The sequence below is a fragment of the Tenacibaculum halocynthiae genome, assembly GCF_964512825.1.
Classification (GTDB): domain Bacteria; phylum Bacteroidota; class Bacteroidia; order Flavobacteriales; family Flavobacteriaceae; genus Polaribacter; species Polaribacter halocynthiae.
In genome coordinates this window covers 215703-231878 of the sequence record NZ_CAZELG010000033.1, presented here as the reverse complement: position 1 = coordinate 231878, position 16176 = coordinate 215703, and the positions used below count along the sequence as shown (strand labels likewise).

18 protein-coding genes are annotated in these 16176 nt (G+C 31.5%); 15 read left to right on the top strand and 3 right to left on the bottom strand.

Annotated features, from left to right (window positions below):
* Positions 1–130: 130 nt before the first annotated feature.
* The 15 genes from ACKTTQ_RS13545 to ACKTTQ_RS13475 all read left to right on the top strand — a co-directional run bounded on the left by ACKTTQ_RS13545 (position 131) and on the right by ACKTTQ_RS13475 (position 11738).
* Complete coding sequence (locus tag ACKTTQ_RS13545; protein WP_408049502.1) at positions 131–1657, top strand: hypothetical protein; 1527 nt, start codon at positions 131–133, stop codon at positions 1655–1657.
* Between the two features lie 13 nt (positions 1658–1670).
* Positions 1671–2372, top strand: coding sequence for a hypothetical protein (locus ACKTTQ_RS13540; protein ID WP_408049501.1), 702 nt, complete (start codon positions 1671–1673; stop codon positions 2370–2372).
* Between the two features lie 36 nt (positions 2373–2408).
* A complete protein-coding gene (locus ACKTTQ_RS13535) occupies positions 2409–2942 on the top strand; it encodes a hypothetical protein (protein ID WP_408049500.1) in 534 nt (177 codons plus the stop codon).
* 5 nt (positions 2943–2947) lie between these two features.
* On the top strand, positions 2948–3370 hold the full coding sequence (locus tag ACKTTQ_RS13530; RefSeq protein WP_408049499.1) for a hypothetical protein: 423 nt from the start codon (positions 2948–2950) through the stop codon (positions 3368–3370).
* Positions 3371–3411: 41 nt separating this feature from the next.
* Positions 3412–4005, top strand: a complete 594-nt coding sequence (locus tag ACKTTQ_RS13525) for a hypothetical protein (protein WP_408049498.1) — start codon at positions 3412–3414, stop codon at positions 4003–4005.
* 72 nt (positions 4006–4077) lie between these two features.
* On the top strand, positions 4078–4533 hold the full coding sequence (locus tag ACKTTQ_RS13520) for a hypothetical protein (protein WP_408049497.1): 456 nt from the start codon (positions 4078–4080) through the stop codon (positions 4531–4533).
* Positions 4534–4817: 284 nt separating this feature from the next.
* Positions 4818–5708 carry a hypothetical protein gene (locus ACKTTQ_RS13515; protein ID WP_408049496.1) on the top strand — a complete coding sequence of 297 codons (891 nt, stop codon included), beginning with the start codon at positions 4818–4820 and terminating at the stop codon, positions 5706–5708.
* Complete coding sequence (locus ACKTTQ_RS13510) at positions 5692–5847, top strand: hypothetical protein (protein WP_408049495.1); 156 nt, start codon at positions 5692–5694, stop codon at positions 5845–5847. The genes ACKTTQ_RS13515 and ACKTTQ_RS13510 overlap by 17 nt, the downstream gene beginning before the upstream one ends.
* Positions 5848–5857: 10 nt before the next feature.
* Entirely contained in the window at positions 5858–6454 is a 597-nt protein-coding gene (locus ACKTTQ_RS13505) for a hypothetical protein (RefSeq protein WP_408049494.1), read from the top strand.
* Positions 6455–6480: 26 nt separating this feature from the next.
* The gene (locus ACKTTQ_RS13500) at positions 6481–7038 is read left to right on the top strand and encodes a hypothetical protein (RefSeq protein WP_408049493.1); all 558 of its coding nucleotides are present in this window, start codon (positions 6481–6483) and stop codon (positions 7036–7038) included.
* Positions 7038–7373 (top strand): hypothetical protein, encoded by a 336-nt coding sequence (locus ACKTTQ_RS13495; protein ID WP_408049492.1) that lies wholly within the window; start codon positions 7038–7040, stop codon positions 7371–7373. Before ACKTTQ_RS13500 ends, ACKTTQ_RS13495 begins: the two co-directional genes overlap by 1 nt.
* Complete coding sequence (locus ACKTTQ_RS13490; protein ID WP_408049491.1) at positions 7339–7863, top strand: hypothetical protein; 525 nt, start codon at positions 7339–7341, stop codon at positions 7861–7863. The genes ACKTTQ_RS13495 and ACKTTQ_RS13490 overlap by 35 nt, the downstream gene beginning before the upstream one ends.
* Position 7864: 1 nt before the next feature.
* Positions 7865–8350, top strand: coding sequence for a hypothetical protein (locus ACKTTQ_RS13485; protein WP_408049490.1), 486 nt, complete (start codon positions 7865–7867; stop codon positions 8348–8350).
* Positions 8351–8356: 6 nt separating this feature from the next.
* Entirely contained in the window at positions 8357–8923 is a 567-nt protein-coding gene (locus ACKTTQ_RS13480; protein ID WP_408049489.1) for a glycoside hydrolase family 108 protein, read from the top strand.
* A gap of 67 nt (positions 8924–8990) precedes the next feature.
* Entirely contained in the window at positions 8991–11738 is a 2748-nt protein-coding gene (locus ACKTTQ_RS13475; RefSeq protein ID WP_408049488.1) for a zincin-like metallopeptidase domain-containing protein, read from the top strand.
* Positions 11739–11787: 49 nt separating this feature from the next.
* Here ACKTTQ_RS13475 and ACKTTQ_RS13470 read toward each other — a convergent pair whose 3' ends face one another.
* From ACKTTQ_RS13470 to ACKTTQ_RS13460, 3 genes are all read right to left on the bottom strand, one after another.
* On the bottom strand, positions 11788–13512 hold the full coding sequence (locus tag ACKTTQ_RS13470; RefSeq protein WP_408049487.1) for a hypothetical protein: 1725 nt from the start codon (positions 13510–13512) through the stop codon (positions 11788–11790).
* Positions 13497–14114: a hypothetical protein gene (locus tag ACKTTQ_RS13465; protein WP_408049486.1), complete on the bottom strand. Its 618-nt coding sequence runs from the start codon at positions 14112–14114 to the stop codon at positions 13497–13499. Before ACKTTQ_RS13465 ends, ACKTTQ_RS13470 begins: the two co-directional genes overlap by 16 nt.
* Positions 14115–14382: 268 nt before the next feature.
* The gene (locus ACKTTQ_RS13460; RefSeq protein ID WP_408049485.1) at positions 14383–16071 is read right to left on the bottom strand and encodes a hypothetical protein; all 1689 of its coding nucleotides are present in this window, start codon (positions 16069–16071) and stop codon (positions 14383–14385) included.
* Between the last annotated feature and the right edge of the window lie 105 nt (positions 16072–16176).

The window sequence follows — 16176 nt, the reverse complement described above, 5'->3', positions numbered from 1 at the left end:
TATAGTAACTTACTATAGATTTAGTTAAAGTTAGCAAGCTTCGTGTAACTTTATTGGTGTATGATTTCTTGATTTATTATTGCAGTCCAAAGCACTACTAAAGGTGAATCCAGCAACAATAAATACGATCTTGAATAGAAGTCTAAAAAAAGGCGTTGAGTATGAAAACTTAATGCCTTTAAGTACTTGTGATAGTCAGTTATTAACTACAGGAGACACCAAAAAGGCGATTGATAATATGGTTTTTTGGGCAAAAGAATACCAAAGCCATACTCAAAAGCTTACGTCAACAATCTTTAAAAGCTTTTCGCTTCCTGTATTATGTAATGAAGTACATTCATTTTTGTACCATCATTTTCAATATAAAATAGATGGATTTGATCAGCAGTTACGAAGTCCTGCCTGTGCTTGGGCTACAAGAGAAGAAGGAATTGACTGTAAAAGTTATAGCATACTGGCAAGTACGATTCTACTTAATCGTGGAATCTCACATTATTTTAGAAGAGTAGCGCAAAATGAAGGTGAGGGTTATAGTCATGTATATGTTGTAGTTCCCAAAAATCAAAAAACCAATTCTTTAAAAGGTGGATATTATACTATTGATGGAACTTTAGGTACCACCAAAGAAGTTGTTTTTTATAAAAAAGACGATGTATTTGTTTCAGCTGAAGCACCAGGGGGATTAGGAGTTTGGGCACAGGTAATTAATAAGGCAATCGATACGTTAAAACCTTTAATCAATTACGGAATTAAAGAGCTGATTACTGAAATGGAATCTTGTGGCGGATCTGTGTATGATCCAGCAGTAGTAGCTTTAAAATTAGATCGAGATTTACGCGGAAAACTACAGAAGAAAGTAGATCAGTTAGGCGAGGCTATTGTTTTTAGAAACCGAGCTCGAACCCAGCATTTATTTAATGAAGTATTTAAAGAAATAGATTTAGGAATCTACCATTTAAGAAATGAAGCTGCTTTTTCTACCTATGAACATTGTGATGGAGAATCACTAGCGAAAGCCTTAAAGTTTTCACAGAGACTAAAAACGGTCTTTAATAATTTCTTTTTAGAATTTAAAAAACAATATCCAAACTATAAAGTAGAGGAGTTTGTAAAACAGGCAAGTGTAAGCGAACGTACATTTTACTTTGTTGTAGAGAACAACACCAATCCAATACTAGGAGAGTACCGATATATTGTTATTAGAGAAAATGGAAATGAGTATGGCATCGCCCCAATTTTTCCGTTTGAAGCCAATCCAGAGAAATGGATATTAAAAAACCTCAATCATTTACGAGTTACCTACTCAGATGGAAGGGAAGTAGCCTATAAAAAAGAAATTACCCCACTACTGGCTAAAGTAAAAGAGCTCCGTGAAAAAATACATTTAGGAGGAGAGTTTCTATACTTCAAAGAACAGCCTATACAGTTAGCGATGTATAAGATTTGGCTAAACTATGATAATAAGTACACGACTTTTTTAAAAGAAGAAGCTCAGAGTATAAAAACAGCCAATGAACTTGCTTTAAGAGATTATAAAGAACGTTTTGGAAAAGTAGTAGAAGAAAATAGGCTAGCAAAAAAACGCAAAAAAGACAAAATACAATTAGGGGTAGGAATCTCTGTAGTAGCTTTTTTGTTTGCAATACATATAGATTGAAAAAGAATAAGTTATGAGATATGAAGAATTTGATACAGTAAGTCCACAAACAGGATTATCGGGATGGTTTGACGGTTTTTGTCCCTCTAATAAAATAGCAGATGATTTAGTTAGAAAGTCAAGAGGAACCTGGGGACAACAAGCGGAGTGGAAACGCAAGATGGATGCCTTAAAAATTGGTCCACAGCAAGCGGAGTGGGAAAGTCAGAAAGAAGAAGTACGAAGATTAGATCGTGAGTTAAAAGAAGAGCGAAGAAATTTAGAACAAGAACGAGAGATCTCTTTAGCATTAGGACTCGGAGCTTGGTGTAATGGCGCGGTTAGTCGTCGAAAAAAAGCAGAAGAATCATTAAGTGTAGCAGAAAAAGCCTTAGGAGAAATCAAAGGGGCCTTTGAACTGTTAGAAAAGCAACAAACTGAAGGTATCAAAGAAGCTTCTGTGCTTATCAAGGAGAACCAGCAAAAGCTAGCTTTAATCAAACAAGAAATAAAAACGATTAAAGTCAAGATTGAAGTTTACAAAGCCAAACGAGATAACCAGCAACAAAACTTAGCTACTACTACACAGGAGAAATCAAAAGCAAAAAAGGCAAGTATTGTAGGGAAAGTAACAGAAAATGCACCTCTAATTATAGGAGTAATAGCCGTTGTAGGGGCAATTGTCTATGTGAAGAATAATAAGAAAACAAAAAGAACCAAGGCAGTTGTTGCTTAAAAAAGAAAGATTGATATGAGCATTTTAAAAACATATATGATGATGGGCGAAGATTCGGGGCTTGGAGGCTTTGATATTGGAACCCCAAGCTTTGGAGGAGGAGATACAGGATTTAATGGAGGCACAGGAATTTCTATTGATATCCCCGACTTTGATTTTGGAGGTGGTTCAAGTAGTAGTTCAGGTAGTTCCAGTGACTCTAGTAGTTCCAGTAGTGGAGGAGGCTTTTTTTCAAACATCACGCTAAACGGATTATTAGGAACACTCTTAAAAGGAGGCGCTACCTGGGCACAGATAGAGGCCGCTAAAAATGGTAAGAATGTATATGTCCAAGGATCAGGAGGTCAAAAGGAAAATATTACGCCTATGCTTATCTCAAAATTAGAGGAACAAGCAAAAGCGCAACAAACCACGGTGAACTCTTTAATGACCATGATGCAGGCACAAATGGTGAATAACAATACCCCTAAAGAGAAAAAAGACAAAACCCTTTTATATGTAGGTATTGGTGTTGGAACCCTTGCATTAGGAACCATTGTATATATGATAACAAACAAAAAGAAAAAGTAAAAATCATGACAAAACAAGAATTAAAAAACACGTTGTTAAGTTCATTTTCAATGACAACCGGAGGAATGGCCTCTAGAGTTATTGCAGAAAAATTGCCAATTAAAAACAACCATTTAAAACGAGGCTCATTAGTGTTAGTAGGACTTTTAGGAGCCTCAGTACTAGATAGAAAGTCTTTAGGGAAATCGGTGGTAAAAGATATGGCTTTAGGTACGGTGGTTACTCAGGCAGGCTACTGGATAAAAGAAGCCTTAGGAGAAAATGTAAAAGAAGGCGGGCTCTTTAAAACTGCTTTAGGAAGTCCCTCAGGAGATTGGGACAACCCAATACACTTAGGGAATCAGCAATTTTTATCAGGCTATGATTTTATACCAGATCAGTATGTAGAGGATATCTCTTTTGAACCAGTAGAGGAGTTCTCAGCATAAGTAACAAAAACAATAATCATTTAAAAATTAAAAAAAGAGAGATGGTAAATTTATTATCAAACAAGGAAGAGTTTTTAAGAGTTCAAGGATTCTTAAACAATAAGAAATCAAAAAAGAGATACGATTGGAATATTGGATCTATGAAATTAATGCCTACAGAATTGTATGCAAATAAAGAAATTACTGTAGGAGGTGGGAAAGTTGCTTTACTAAAAGGATCTTCAGTACGTTTAACGGGGACGACTAATTTTGATGGGAACAAATTAGAAGATGGTAGAATAGCTGTTATTGATGGAGTGGCGATTCATATTGCTATCGGCGATAAAAATAAGCCATCTCATTCAGTAGACTTCACTAAAAACGTATTACCTCCAGCCTTTAACTATGCAAACTTAACGTTGAAGCAAAATGATGAAGTTTTAATTAAGTTACCAATTACTTCTATTTTAAATGGAGCAGAAGGATTCGATGGAAACTACAGAGATTTAGGAGCCTACTCGTTGATCTTAGATAAGCATGCAGTAGAATTAGAAATTGAGTTTCCAGATGATGTTACTCCTCCTACTTTAGATGCTGGTAAATCGATTCATGTATCTACCATCTTTAGAGGTTTTGAGACCTATATCAAAAGATAATTAGAGCCAGTATTAATTTAAAAACTATGCACAAAAAATAAAGTTTGTGCATGGTTTTCTAATCTTTTTACCATGAAAAAAATATACCATAGAACTAAGATAAATGAGGTTCTGTTAACACCAGAAGATATTGTTGTTACGGGTGGAGATCCCTTCAAACCTTATCTTAAAAATCATGTCATAGATTCTCTGCCAGCAGGAAGATGTACAGGAGTCTATTTTAATGAATATCCATTTTCAGGTGGAGCCCCTTCAGGTCCTCCTAGTACTCCAAGTAGTGTTGCATTGCCTTTTATGTGGTCGAATACCGATATCAGTATTACTGACTCAAAAGGAATAGAGATTACTAGAGAAACGGATATTAGAGATTACCACCATAAAGCAGGAGGCTATATTGAAGGCTTCAAAAAAATAGACTTCTTATCCAATGACGAAACGATTCGTATCGATTGGCATACCCTTGGAAAGATGCCTGTATGTGGAGAGTTTATTTTTTTAATAGAACAAGAAGATTGTGAGTGTAAGTAAAAAAGCATTCTACGTGGCTGTTCCATATAGCAAGAACTTTGAGATCAATATTTCAAAAGTAAATAAAGGTTGTGGAGTGTACCGGTTAGAAGTGTTTGTGCCAGTAGAGAGTGTTCCACTTGTTTTAAAAGATGGATCCGGTCAAATTATAAGAGCTGATCATTCTTGTTTTGTTCTTGAAAGTACTATCCCGATCACAAACGGAATCTTAAAGTTCGAATTCCAAGAACAGACCAATTTAAAACCCAGTCAATCCCAAAAACAAGCAATCGTAAGGTATTTATATGTTCAATAATCAAAAGCTAGTAGAGGTATTAAAAGCGCATTTAAATGGTACCAGTTCTAATGCAGTGCATGCTATAAAAGTAGCGTGTAATGGCATAAAGCTGGCTAAAAAATCAGGAACTCGTCGTTTTGCTTTTACCAAGAATGATATTGAACAGAAATACGCTACACTACCTGCTTTTTTGGAAGAACTACCAGTAAAAGGATTTAAAGAAAATGTACAATTTACCTTACTTAAAATGTACACCAGGGATAACAAAACCACCTATCATACGGTAGCACAACTAACGGAGAATTTAACAGCAGAAAACATGGAATCTAAATCACCTACTATGAATCATTATAGCACACCCACACCTCAAATGGTACCACAAGGAGGGATGAACTTTTTAGGAGCCCCTGAGTTTATGAATAAGATGGTAGATGCAGATCGGGTAAATGATTATAAAAAGAGACTTAGTGATTTAGAGGAAGATTTAAAAAACCTACGCTCTGATAATAGAGGCTTACGAGAAAAGAACAACTCTTTAGAAATTCAATTAGCCACTTCCAAGGATCGTGAAGAATTACGAATTGAGCGTGTGAAGATGGATGTTAAAGGATGGCATGAAAGTCCTGCGTTTGATAAAACAATGGAAGCCTTAGGTGGTATTATTCCTAAAGTACTAGAGGTGGTACAATCTAAAAACCAAGTGCCAGCTCAATTAGGAAATCCAAACCTAACACTATCTCCTACAAAACAAGGCTTTCTTGAAAAAATACAATCAGAAAGCATCACCGATCAGCAGATAGGCCTGTTTAATTATTTACTGTCTAATTGGAATAAAAACTTTGTAGATAGCGTACTAGCATTAATAGAAAAGAAAGAAAATCATGAAGATTCAGAATAAAAAAGAAGCAATAAAAAAGCTAGAAACCTTACCAGATAAGGTACTAATACGATTGGCTGAACTAGCGCAAGAACCTAAGGCATTGGCCTACTTTTCATGCCCATTAAAATACGGAGCAGTGAAAGGATTCTTGAAATAATTGATTTGCTATGAAAAGGAAAAGCAGTGTGTCGAAAAGAGTTGGGAAAGTTGCTACTAAAGAAAACGCAAAAAAAGCAGTCAAAGAAACCGGTGCTTTTATAGAGAAGAATCAAAAGCAGTTATTGTATCTCGGTGGGGCTATTATAGTAGGCTATTTCGGGTATAAAATCTATAGAGGAATCTACAAAGGAGCGGAGGCTGTAGGAGATATTTTAGAGAATCCAGAAGTAGATACTATAAAAACGGAGCTAGTTGTTGATCCTAAAAATGTAACCATTACAAAAGCCCAGGCTGAAGTATTGGCAAAATCGTTATTAGATGCTTTTAACTATACGATTCTTTTTGGAAGTCCTTCTTCAGATAAAGGAAAAATTAACCAGGTGTTTGATACTATCAAAACAGGGGATGACCTGCGATTAGTTCATAAAGCATTTGGTTTTAGAAAACGAGCAATGGGAGGAACACCAACTTCTTATACAGGTAAAAAATTATCGAGAGCTTATGATTTAACCTACTGGTTAAAAGAAGAAGTACCTGGTTGGTTAAATGGAAGTTTGTATAGAAAGATAGAAGGACGATTTAAAACAGCAAATATCCCATTCTAAGAAAGGGGTATTAAAAAATAAAACTGATGAAAAAAGAAACCAATTTACCAATCTACGGACTCGCAGGCATGGCATGTCCTACAAAAGTAAGTACCAGTACAGAGGAGTTTGATACAAATTTAAGCAGAACAGAAAAGCAATGTGGATGCTCCTTAAATAGTCAAACTATTAAATACGCAATAAAAAAAGCACCAATGACAAAAAGAAGAAGAATTGCAAGCTCACAAATAATCGATAGTGTAACAGGAGAACATTTTCCAGCACAAACGGTACATGTTCAAAACACAACTAATGGCGAAGCTGGTACTTTAAATCCAAACGGAGCTTTTTCCATTCTTGCAGAACCAGAAGATGAGTTAAAAATAACGCATATCGGTTACAAGACTATTTTGATTAAAGCAATCAATTTAAAAGCGAGAACAACTCTACATGAAAACTCTGAGGAGTTAGAAGGTGTTGAAATTACTTCAAGCCCTAAGAAGAAAACAAACAATGCTCTTATAGGTTTGGGTTTATTGGCAGTGTTTGGAATTGCCTATGCAACGGCAGATGACAAAAAGAAACCAGTAAAGAAAACAAGTTAATGGCTGTTTTTGTTAAAGAGAACTGGCAGGCTATTGTAAATACGATAGGTGCTATTGTCATTTTCTTTTTGGGTTGGAAAACACGCAAAACAACTGCTAAAGAAGTAGAGTTTCTAGCCTATAAAAAGAAGCTTGAAACCTATGAAATGGAGTTTGAGATGAAAACAGAGATGTTGGAAAACTTAAAGAAAGATTATGAAGATCGTTTTGCATTTATAGAAAGTCATTTAACCAAGGTCAAGGAGATAAATAAAAAACTGCGAAACATAATTGAGGGACAAGATAAAATGCTCTCTAAATATGAGCAAAAACTTAAATCATTTGAAAATGCTTAAAAAAAACATGTATACAGTCCTTGTCTTTTTAATGATTATTGGATGTGGTTCAGTTAAGAGAGAGTTAGTAAAAACTGCTAAAGTTGAAAAAGACACGCTTAAAGTCGTTCATAAAAGCGAAAATATTAAAACGGTGAACCAGTCTATTAATGACCTGGTGTTTTTACCGGTGTCAGCTGGAGATAAAAAAGTAGATAGTTTACTGGCTACCCTTTTTGCCAATTTTAAAACCTATAAAAGAAGTGGTGCTAATAGTTATAATATTGAGTATAATAAAAAAGCGAAGGGCTTTGAGATTAGGAGCAAAATCGGAAAGACAGCAGATGTCCTGATAAAAAAACAAGATACAATTGTTAAGATACAAACCAAGGTAATAGTTAAAGAAAAAGAGGTGCTAAAAATACGGTACCGTATTCCTTTTTGGAGCTGGCTAGTATTTATAATTTGTATCGTGGGCGTTTATCTTTTATCAAAACTAAAAGTGATATAAGATGAAGAGTCGTACACTTTTGTTTGTAGGCGCTGGAATAGCTTTGGTGTCCTTAACTTCTTTTACCATAAAAAAGAAAGCACAAATAGAAAAGGTTATTGATAAGCTACAGTTTAAAATATCAAGTGTAAAAAACCTTCGTCTTTCTTTTAAAGAAATAGGAGTAGATATTGGCATTCAATTGATCAACCCAACCAGTGAAGATTTAACGATCAACACAGGGTTTATAAAAGCAAAAGTGATCCGAGTGTATGAAAAGTCAAGTGGAAAGCTACTTGCTTTTTCTAATTTGAATACCCACAAAATAGATCTTCCTAGTGGTGGATCTTTTGACTTACCACCAGCCCATATTAAAATCCCAATCATAACTGGAGCCCAATTATTATTAAGTGAGCTTAAAAAGAATAACAAAGAAGCAATCGCCAAGAAGTTAGCTTTTGAACTTGATATCACAGGGCTAGGATTTACAAAAACCATAAAATTTTAAAAAGAAATGGCACGCTATGAATATTTTAAAGCCTCTTTAGACCAGGCCGAAGGAGAGTATCAAAAATTAGAGAAAGATAAAGGAAACTATAACTCATTAAAACAATTAGTAGGTACTAATCATGGTATTTCAGCAAGGTTTTATGAAAAGGTAATAGGTCAACCTCCCACTGAACAAGATATGAGGAGTATTACCAAGCTAGAAGCTCATGTACTTTTTAAAAATGAATTTTGGGACAAGGTACGAGCTGACGAAATAGAAAGTCAGGCCGTAGCTGAAGTAATTGCAGATCACGCCATAAACGCAAACCCTAGAGTAACGGCTAAAATAGTTCAAAGAGTCTTAAACAGATATTTTGGTAAGAGTTTGACAGTTGATGGCGCTATTGGTTTTAAAAGCATTGAGGCAATAAATTCTGTAAATGAAACAAAGCTCTTTGAAAGAATTGCCCAGGAACGATTGGCCTATTACAAACGCTTATCAGATTTTCAATATTTCGGTAAGAGTTGGACAGGTAGAGTAGTGGCTTTAGGAAGAAAGTTTGGTATTGAGGTTAAAAAAAAAAGAATGTAGCGATTGTGCTAGGTGTACTGGGAATAGCAATTGCAGGTTACTTTATCTATAAAAATTCGAATGATTAATGATAACAACGAAAAAGTTTGAAGAACTACACAACAAAGAAGTTGAAAGAACCTATTTAATTTCTTTGTTAGAACAGGCTAGAAAAGAAAATAACAGAAGCGTTGTTTCAAGAATTTCTAAAATACTAAAGGACAATCCAAGTGTTGAACTATTTCGAATTTTTGTAAAAAAGACAAAGAACCAGGTACCTATAAAAAAGAAACGAACGGCTGTTAAAAAGGAGCTCGTGCCAATGGAGTTTTTGGCAGGACTTGATTATATAGAAGCGGATGATTCAGAGCTTGCTACAGGACTTGGAAAACCTGTTACTCCAGAACAGGTTTATAAGATGATCACTGAAAAGGTGATCAAAGGAGTGGAGAAAGCTAAAGGAAATCCTTCAATGCCTTGGGATGAAAGCTTTCTTGCCTCTGGAGGGTATTTAATCCCTCATAACTATTCTACTAAAAAAGCATACCGAGGCGTTAATATTCTACTGCTAAAAAATGGGAATCCCTATGCAGGGTTTAAGAGTCCTTATTTTCTAACCTTCAAACAAGTTCAAGAGTTAAAAGGAAAAGTAAAACCTAAAAGTAGGGGGTTAGAAGTTATTTATTTCACTCGACTATTCACCTTTAGTAACCAGGATAAAAAGCAAAGTTTCTCTACTTATAAAAAACAAAAGATGATCACTTTTTTAAAATCAAAAGGCTACAATGCAAACCAATTTGATTTACTAGTTAAGGTGATTCCTATTTTGAAATACTACAAGGTTTTTAATGCAGTAGATATTGAAGGTATTGATTTTGGATTAAAGAATTTATCAGCATTAGAAAAAGCAAAGCTTGGATATGTACAACCTAGTAAAGCAAGACACGATGATACAAAGAACACACTAGCGGAACTAATCATTAAAAACTTACCTACGCCAAAAATAAGTATCAAACACCAGGGAAATAGTGCTTATTATACTTCCAATGAAGATGCAGTGTACATGCCTAAATTTGAATCTTTTGATTCTGCGAATGATTATTACCGTGTACTATTCCATGAACTAATTCATTCAACAGGGCACATCAATAGATTAGATCGAGAACTAGGACATAAGTTTGGATCAGTGAAGTATGCAAAAGAAGAATTAATTGCAGAATTCGGATCTGTTTTTCTATCGGCGCAGGCTGGTATTTTATGGCATACCCATGGCGATCATGAAAAGTATATTAAAAACTGGTTATTGGCCATCTCTTTAATGCAAAAAGACAATACGTTACTTATGCGAAGCGCAACCAAAGCGCAAAAAGCAGTTGACTATCTATTACAAGTAAATAGTGAAGGAGAACCAAAGTTTTATGAAGAATTAAAAAAGGAGGTTACAACTCAAAAACCAAAACCAAAACCAAAAGAGAAGCCCAAACAATTAGTCCTGGCGTTAAATGGTATTTCTAAAAAATCGGAAACTATCGCATTTAATAAGCAGCTGTTGGAAGCTTCAAAAAAAGGCTATACCAATGACACTATTTTTATTTTAGGAACTCCAAATGGGATCCTAAAAAAACACATTGAGAACTTTATTATCTCTTTTGATGGGAAGACTTTACGTACAATCATAAAAGAAACTTCTAAGAATACCATAAGCTGGAACCATTTAATAGATCTACCAGATTCTATGAATAATCCACTGGCTATTTTTAAAGGTAAAACTTCAGGCTATGTTGTATTAACTGAGATTAAAGAAACGAGTAAAAAATCTTTACTAGTTGCAATACATATCTCTAAAGAATTAAAGCTTACTAAAATTACCAGTATCAATGGTACTTCAAGCTTATATAAAAAATGGATTAACCAGGGACTAGATTTATACATTAGTAAAAAAAGTAAGCTCTATAATTACCAAAAGCCACAAAAGAAAGAAACAGCTCCTTCATTAAATACTCCAGCGGTTGCTATTCAAAATATTGTTGTAGAAGAAAAAACGGAAATACCATGTGAAGAAATAGAAACCGTAATTGAAACAATACCTGCAGTAAAAGAAATTATTCCTGGTCCAACCCGAAGAAGTTCTTTGGCCAGTAAACGAGAAGAACGCAAAAACAAGGTTCAAGAATACTACACGATTTCAGATACAGCAATTGCTAGTTTTTTAGGGAAGATAGAAAGGAAAGAAAAAGAGAGTGTGGTAATTACCCTTACTGGTGGACAAGGATCCATGAAGACTAGATGTGCTTTTCGCTTTATGAATGCCTTTGCACAAAATTACAAGGTTGGGCATGCTAGTATTGAAGAGCACCCTGAAAGTACTTTATACTGGAATAAAGTAAACGATTACATAAACAATGTAGCACTAAATAATATTGAAAACCCTGAAATTGGAAGTAGTTCAGATTTAGACCAGGTAATACGAAACAATGATGTAATTATCATTGATAGTTTTGCTAAAATGCAGGAACTAGAAAAAGGGTTTGAAGTAGATAAAGATTTGCGTAAAAAGTATGATGGTAAACTCTTTATTGTAATATTTCAGCAAACATCTGATGGTAAAATGAGAGGAGGTACAAAGTCTCAATATGATGCAGATATTGTATTATTTACAGAAAAATTTGATGATTACAAACACAACTTTGTGTATGCTGATAAAAACCGTTATCAAAACCAAGCTTTAAATGAATTGAAGTATAATATTTATAACGGGGTTATTGTAAATGAAAATGAAGCTCTTGAAAATGATCATCAAGAGCTAGTTTTAAATGATGGTGAGGTGGAGTTTTAACGTGAAAACAATAGTTATAAAATGGAAAAAAATCGACTTGATGTTATTATTACAATTCAAATTTTAACCCGACATTAAAGTTATAATCATAAAATTTGTTAGAAAATTCTTTTTTTAATAAATAATCATAAGTTAATTGAAAAAATCCTTTTAAATTAAAGTACTTAAAAGTGAAAATATTATAATCGATACCTAAAGAAGGAGAAATACTACAAAATTCATTTATTTTATCATTATTTTGCTTATAGTTATAAAAGTTTAGTGCTAAGCCAACAAATGGTTCAATTTTCTTATCAAAGTATAAAGGAAATGTATAAAAAGAGTTTATTTCATAAGTAGAAGAATTACTTATTTCATAATTTTTAAATTCAAATCTATCAGGAATAAATAAAGGCATAGTGATTCCAATTTGAAAATTTTTAGTAATATTCGCTAATGTTGATAAATACAATCCCTTAGTTTTTTCTAGAGCTACTTCTTTAAAGGAAGAAACCCTAAAAGCCAGTTTTATTGAAAACCCACGACGTATATATAATTTGTGAGTTAATTTTGTAACATCACTTAATATGCTATCTATACCTAAAGTATAGAGGAATAATTTTTTTTCAGTTTTCTTACGAGGAAAATTGAAAAAAGTTTTATGTTTTATTATATAACCTCTGTTAGTAGAGCTATCTATTTTTACTAATTTAGTTAAGTGTTTTTTATGTCTATAACCAAAGTATTTATCCCCAAGAGGTTTATTAGAAATAATTAAGTTGTTTTTTAAGAAATTTAGTGAGTTTTCTGAGCTAAAATAAATATGTCCTATTTGGTTTCTCTTAGGATGTTTATTTCTCATTGAACCTTTATGTATACTATATATAACTGTATCCGTAGTTGTTATTTTATTAGGCTTTTTAACAGTTTCTAGATTAACAATAATTTCCTTTGAGTAGCTTACGCCATCATAAATTTTAAAGCCTATTTTAAAAGGCCCTTCTTTATCGATATAAATATTTTGTCTTGAGGAGTTGGCTTTTAAACTTAATTTATTAAAAGTTTGATATTTGTCTCCTTTTCTAGGGATGTTTCTCCAATAATAGATTATTTTTTTAGAATCTGTATCACCTGAATTTGTACCATCAAGAACTAAATATTTATTTAAAGGTATCTTAATTTTGGAGTTATTTAATATTATTTCATCGAATATTCTTAATTCTGAAATTGGTCTTTCATTGCTTCCTTTAAATAGCCTATCGATTGCATTTTTTATTTCAGATTTGTAGTTTGCTTTTTTTGGATTAATAAAAAAATTTTCGACTTTGATAACTTTATCTGATATGTTAAATGGTGTGTTTTTTTTAGAGTTTATAGTTTTGTATAATTGAAATTGAAATTCAATCAATTCTCCAAGAGTATTAGTTTTTACTGTTAAGAAGTAGTTATAATCTTTTAATATTTGAAATATTCTTTTTCTTATTTTTTTTTCAGTATCGCTATAAAAAATTCCTAACTCTTCATTTTCTGGTTTCTGAATTTGAATTAGCTTACTAAGTTCTGCTTGATATTTATTATCAGCTATAAATCGATTAAACGAATTTGTTGCCCTAAAATACTTATTTGATGTTTTAATGTTTTTAAGATTCTTGACTGTGTTTTCTATAAAAGGTTGAAGGAATCCTTCACCTTCTGAATAAATAAGAATTGAAAGAGGTTCTTTTGATGCTTGAGCACTTAGAGTGACATTCTCAATAAAAAAAATAAAAAAAATAAATATTAATTTTTTATACATTGGGTGATTTTATTAGAAAATGTATTTAAATTAAGATCAACAATAGCTTCTATATTTTTTTGTATATTACTATTAATGGATTCAATAGAGTTTGGTCTCATACTTTTAATTTTTAAATCTTTATAATTATAACAAATGTAATTATTAATTAAAATTTTAATATTACCTCCTGTATAAATATATACATTAGTATCTTTAGATAATAATTTGATTTGACCTGTATAGGTTATTTTAATTTTATTAGATGAATTACTTCTGATTTTAATGTTACTACTTCTCTCTATGGTTTTTATTAATTTTAAGTTATTTACAATGTTTATTGAGTAATATAGAGAGTTAGGTATTGTTTTTTTTGGTGCTATCTCTTTTATTGTGTTATTGTATTTCGTTACGGAGTTACTATTAATTGTGTTGTTTATTATTACGGGTGAATTATTAACCGTATTTCTTAGAGATACATCTTTTTTTTTAAAGAAAAAAATATAAATTGTAATTAGACTAACTAATATTCCAAGTATTAGTCCTATTTTTTTTAATTTCTTAAATAATATTTTCTTATTCTGTTTAGAGTTACTAGATATTGATTCTTTTATTTTTTTCACTTATTTAGTTTTTATCTAAAAATTTAATTATCATACCTCTTTTATTATCAGTAATTAAGCAATCTAATCATACATAAATTTTAAAGGTAAATTGTTGCTTACAAACTTCCTTGTTCTTGATATGTCATGTTAAATTATTTATTAAATATTCTATTTTATCTTTTGTTCTATAAACGCCAAATTTTATATTTAGCGGACTTTGTTAATATTCACAGAACTTTCGGTTTAGCACAAACGCCCTATGTTTTTTATACATTGTTAGGCACTGTTAGTCTTTCAACACATCTTTAAACTTATTAATAAGAATTTCAGAAGGAAGTTGATATGGTATTTCTCGGTGAGATATAGCAGTTAATCTCTCAGTCAGTCTGCGATTTACAAGCTCTAAACCATATTCATAATCTCGAATATTTGTTTTTTTATATTTATTTAGTTTAGTCAAATGTGAGTCTAATATTTCTCTAAAATTCTTATCCTTTTTCTTTAAATGAGGACTCCATAAAATCATTGTATCAATATCAATTACTGTTAAGCTTTTAATATTAGATGGATTATACTTGTTTTCTAATCTGCTTTTTGCTGATTCTAAATACCATTGATTTAACCTGTAATTTATACCTAAAGATTGAAAAATTCTATCGTGAACTAATAGAATAGGATAAATTTTCAAATTTTTATTTTGGTTTACGTAATTGTCAAACCTAAAATTTCCACTAAGTAATTCTTCAATCGTGTTTATAAGTTGCCCAATGCCGACTTTATGATTATTATCTCCTAAAAATTTTTGCTTGAGTACTTTATTAATTTTTTCAATATCACCAGAAGATTTAATTGATTTAGCAATCCAAACATCTTTATTTTCAAAAATAAACACTCTATTATTATGTCTTAAATAATAATCAGGTTCACCGTCTAATTCATTTTCAGTCTCATTTTTTTTAATAAAGTATCTTTCATAGAAAATTTCATCTAAGATGTTTTTCATAAGGAAATTTTCAGAAAACTCTTTATTGAAAAAACCTAAAAAATCTCCAAATTGAGATGTTAAATTTTCATCAGCTTCGTAGATTTCTTTTATTTTGTATTTAGTACTTCTATAAAATTTATCGACTACATAAAAATAATTTATTATAGAATAAGTTTTATCCTCTAACTTGTATAATGGGTTAATTTTAATATAAGTGAAATCAACGTCTGTATTTATATCATCCGATATCATAGAATTAATGAATTTTTCAGACTCATTATTATCTACTTTGAAGATATAATTATTGGTGGTTTTTAGTTCTAGTAATTTTCCAAACAAATATTTCATTTCTTTAAAGAAATCTTTTTCATTGTTGGTGTTAAAAGATTGTATTAATGAAGTTTTTAATTTTTCAAATTCTTTTTTTGAATTTAAAAAATTAAACAATTGTTCAACTTTTACTATAGTTGCATAAAGTGATTTTAAAAATTCAATATCGTCATTTTCAAAAATTGCTAAATCAGATATAGGAAAAGAAAATATTATACTATAATCAACTAGTTTTTCATAGTTAACTTCTGAAGTATTATTAAGCACTTGACTTCTATTAAGTTCACTATTTATTATAAGAAAAGCTTTAAATATGTTTATTTCATCATCATCAATTGAGTTATTGTTATTGTTTTCAATTAAAGAGGCTTTATTTGCTAAAATTAATTCTGATAATTTTAAAGAGCCTTGCTGCGAAATTACTTCAGGTTTATCTCTAATAGATTGTTTTTTGGTGTATTCAAATACTCTATTATATATATCTTTTGCGACTTCGGGATTAGAGAAAAAATTATCAAAATTTGGCAGGCTTTTAGTATTAAAAAAACCAATTATTTTTAATAAAGTCTCGCTGGATACTTTAGCTAAGTAATATAAAATATCTCTTTCTTCTTCTTCGGGGAAGATATATTCAAATTCTAATCGAATTGTAATTTTCATATTAAAAGATTGTGAATAAATTTATGAATAATTAATAATAACCCGTTTAGTTTTTTGTAATAGTGCCTAACGTGTTTGTATATGGTTTGTTGCGTGTTTCAATCA

Bases quoted from the DNA above. Each gene is read 5' to 3' on its own strand.
- ACKTTQ_RS13540 (WP_408049501.1), top strand. From the start codon at position 1,671: ATGAGATATGAAGAATTTGATACAGTAAGTCCACAAACAGGATTATCG.
- ACKTTQ_RS13525 (WP_408049498.1), top strand. From the start codon at position 3,412: ATGGTAAATTTATTATCAAACAAGGAAGAGTTTTTAAGAGTTCAAGGA.
- ACKTTQ_RS13530 (WP_408049499.1), top strand. From the start codon at position 2,948: ATGACAAAACAAGAATTAAAAAACACGTTGTTAAGTTCATTTTCAATG.
- ACKTTQ_RS13495 (WP_408049492.1), top strand. From the start codon at position 7,038: ATGGCTGTTTTTGTTAAAGAGAACTGGCAGGCTATTGTAAATACGATA.
- ACKTTQ_RS13515 (WP_408049496.1), top strand. From the start codon at position 4,818: ATGTTCAATAATCAAAAGCTAGTAGAGGTATTAAAAGCGCATTTAAAT.
- ACKTTQ_RS13490 (WP_408049491.1), top strand. From the start codon at position 7,339: ATGAGCAAAAACTTAAATCATTTGAAAATGCTTAAAAAAAACATGTAT.
- ACKTTQ_RS13535 (WP_408049500.1), top strand. From the start codon at position 2,409: ATGATGATGGGCGAAGATTCGGGGCTTGGAGGCTTTGATATTGGAACC.
- ACKTTQ_RS13475 (WP_408049488.1), top strand. From the start codon at position 8,991: ATGATAACAACGAAAAAGTTTGAAGAACTACACAACAAAGAAGTTGAA.
- ACKTTQ_RS13470 (WP_408049487.1), bottom strand. From the start codon at position 13,512: ATGTATAAAAAATTAATATTTATTTTTTTTATTTTTTTTATTGAGAAT.
- ACKTTQ_RS13480 (WP_408049489.1), top strand. From the start codon at position 8,357: ATGGCACGCTATGAATATTTTAAAGCCTCTTTAGACCAGGCCGAAGGA.
- ACKTTQ_RS13485 (WP_408049490.1), top strand. From the start codon at position 7,865: ATGAAGAGTCGTACACTTTTGTTTGTAGGCGCTGGAATAGCTTTGGTG.
- ACKTTQ_RS13505 (WP_408049494.1), top strand. From the start codon at position 5,858: ATGAAAAGGAAAAGCAGTGTGTCGAAAAGAGTTGGGAAAGTTGCTACT.
- ACKTTQ_RS13500 (WP_408049493.1), top strand. From the start codon at position 6,481: ATGAAAAAAGAAACCAATTTACCAATCTACGGACTCGCAGGCATGGCA.
- ACKTTQ_RS13460 (WP_408049485.1), bottom strand. From the start codon at position 16,071: ATGAAAATTACAATTCGATTAGAATTTGAATATATCTTCCCCGAAGAA.
- ACKTTQ_RS13510 (WP_408049495.1), top strand. From the start codon at position 5,692: ATGAAGATTCAGAATAAAAAAGAAGCAATAAAAAAGCTAGAAACCTTA.
- ACKTTQ_RS13520 (WP_408049497.1), top strand. From the start codon at position 4,078: ATGAAAAAAATATACCATAGAACTAAGATAAATGAGGTTCTGTTAACA.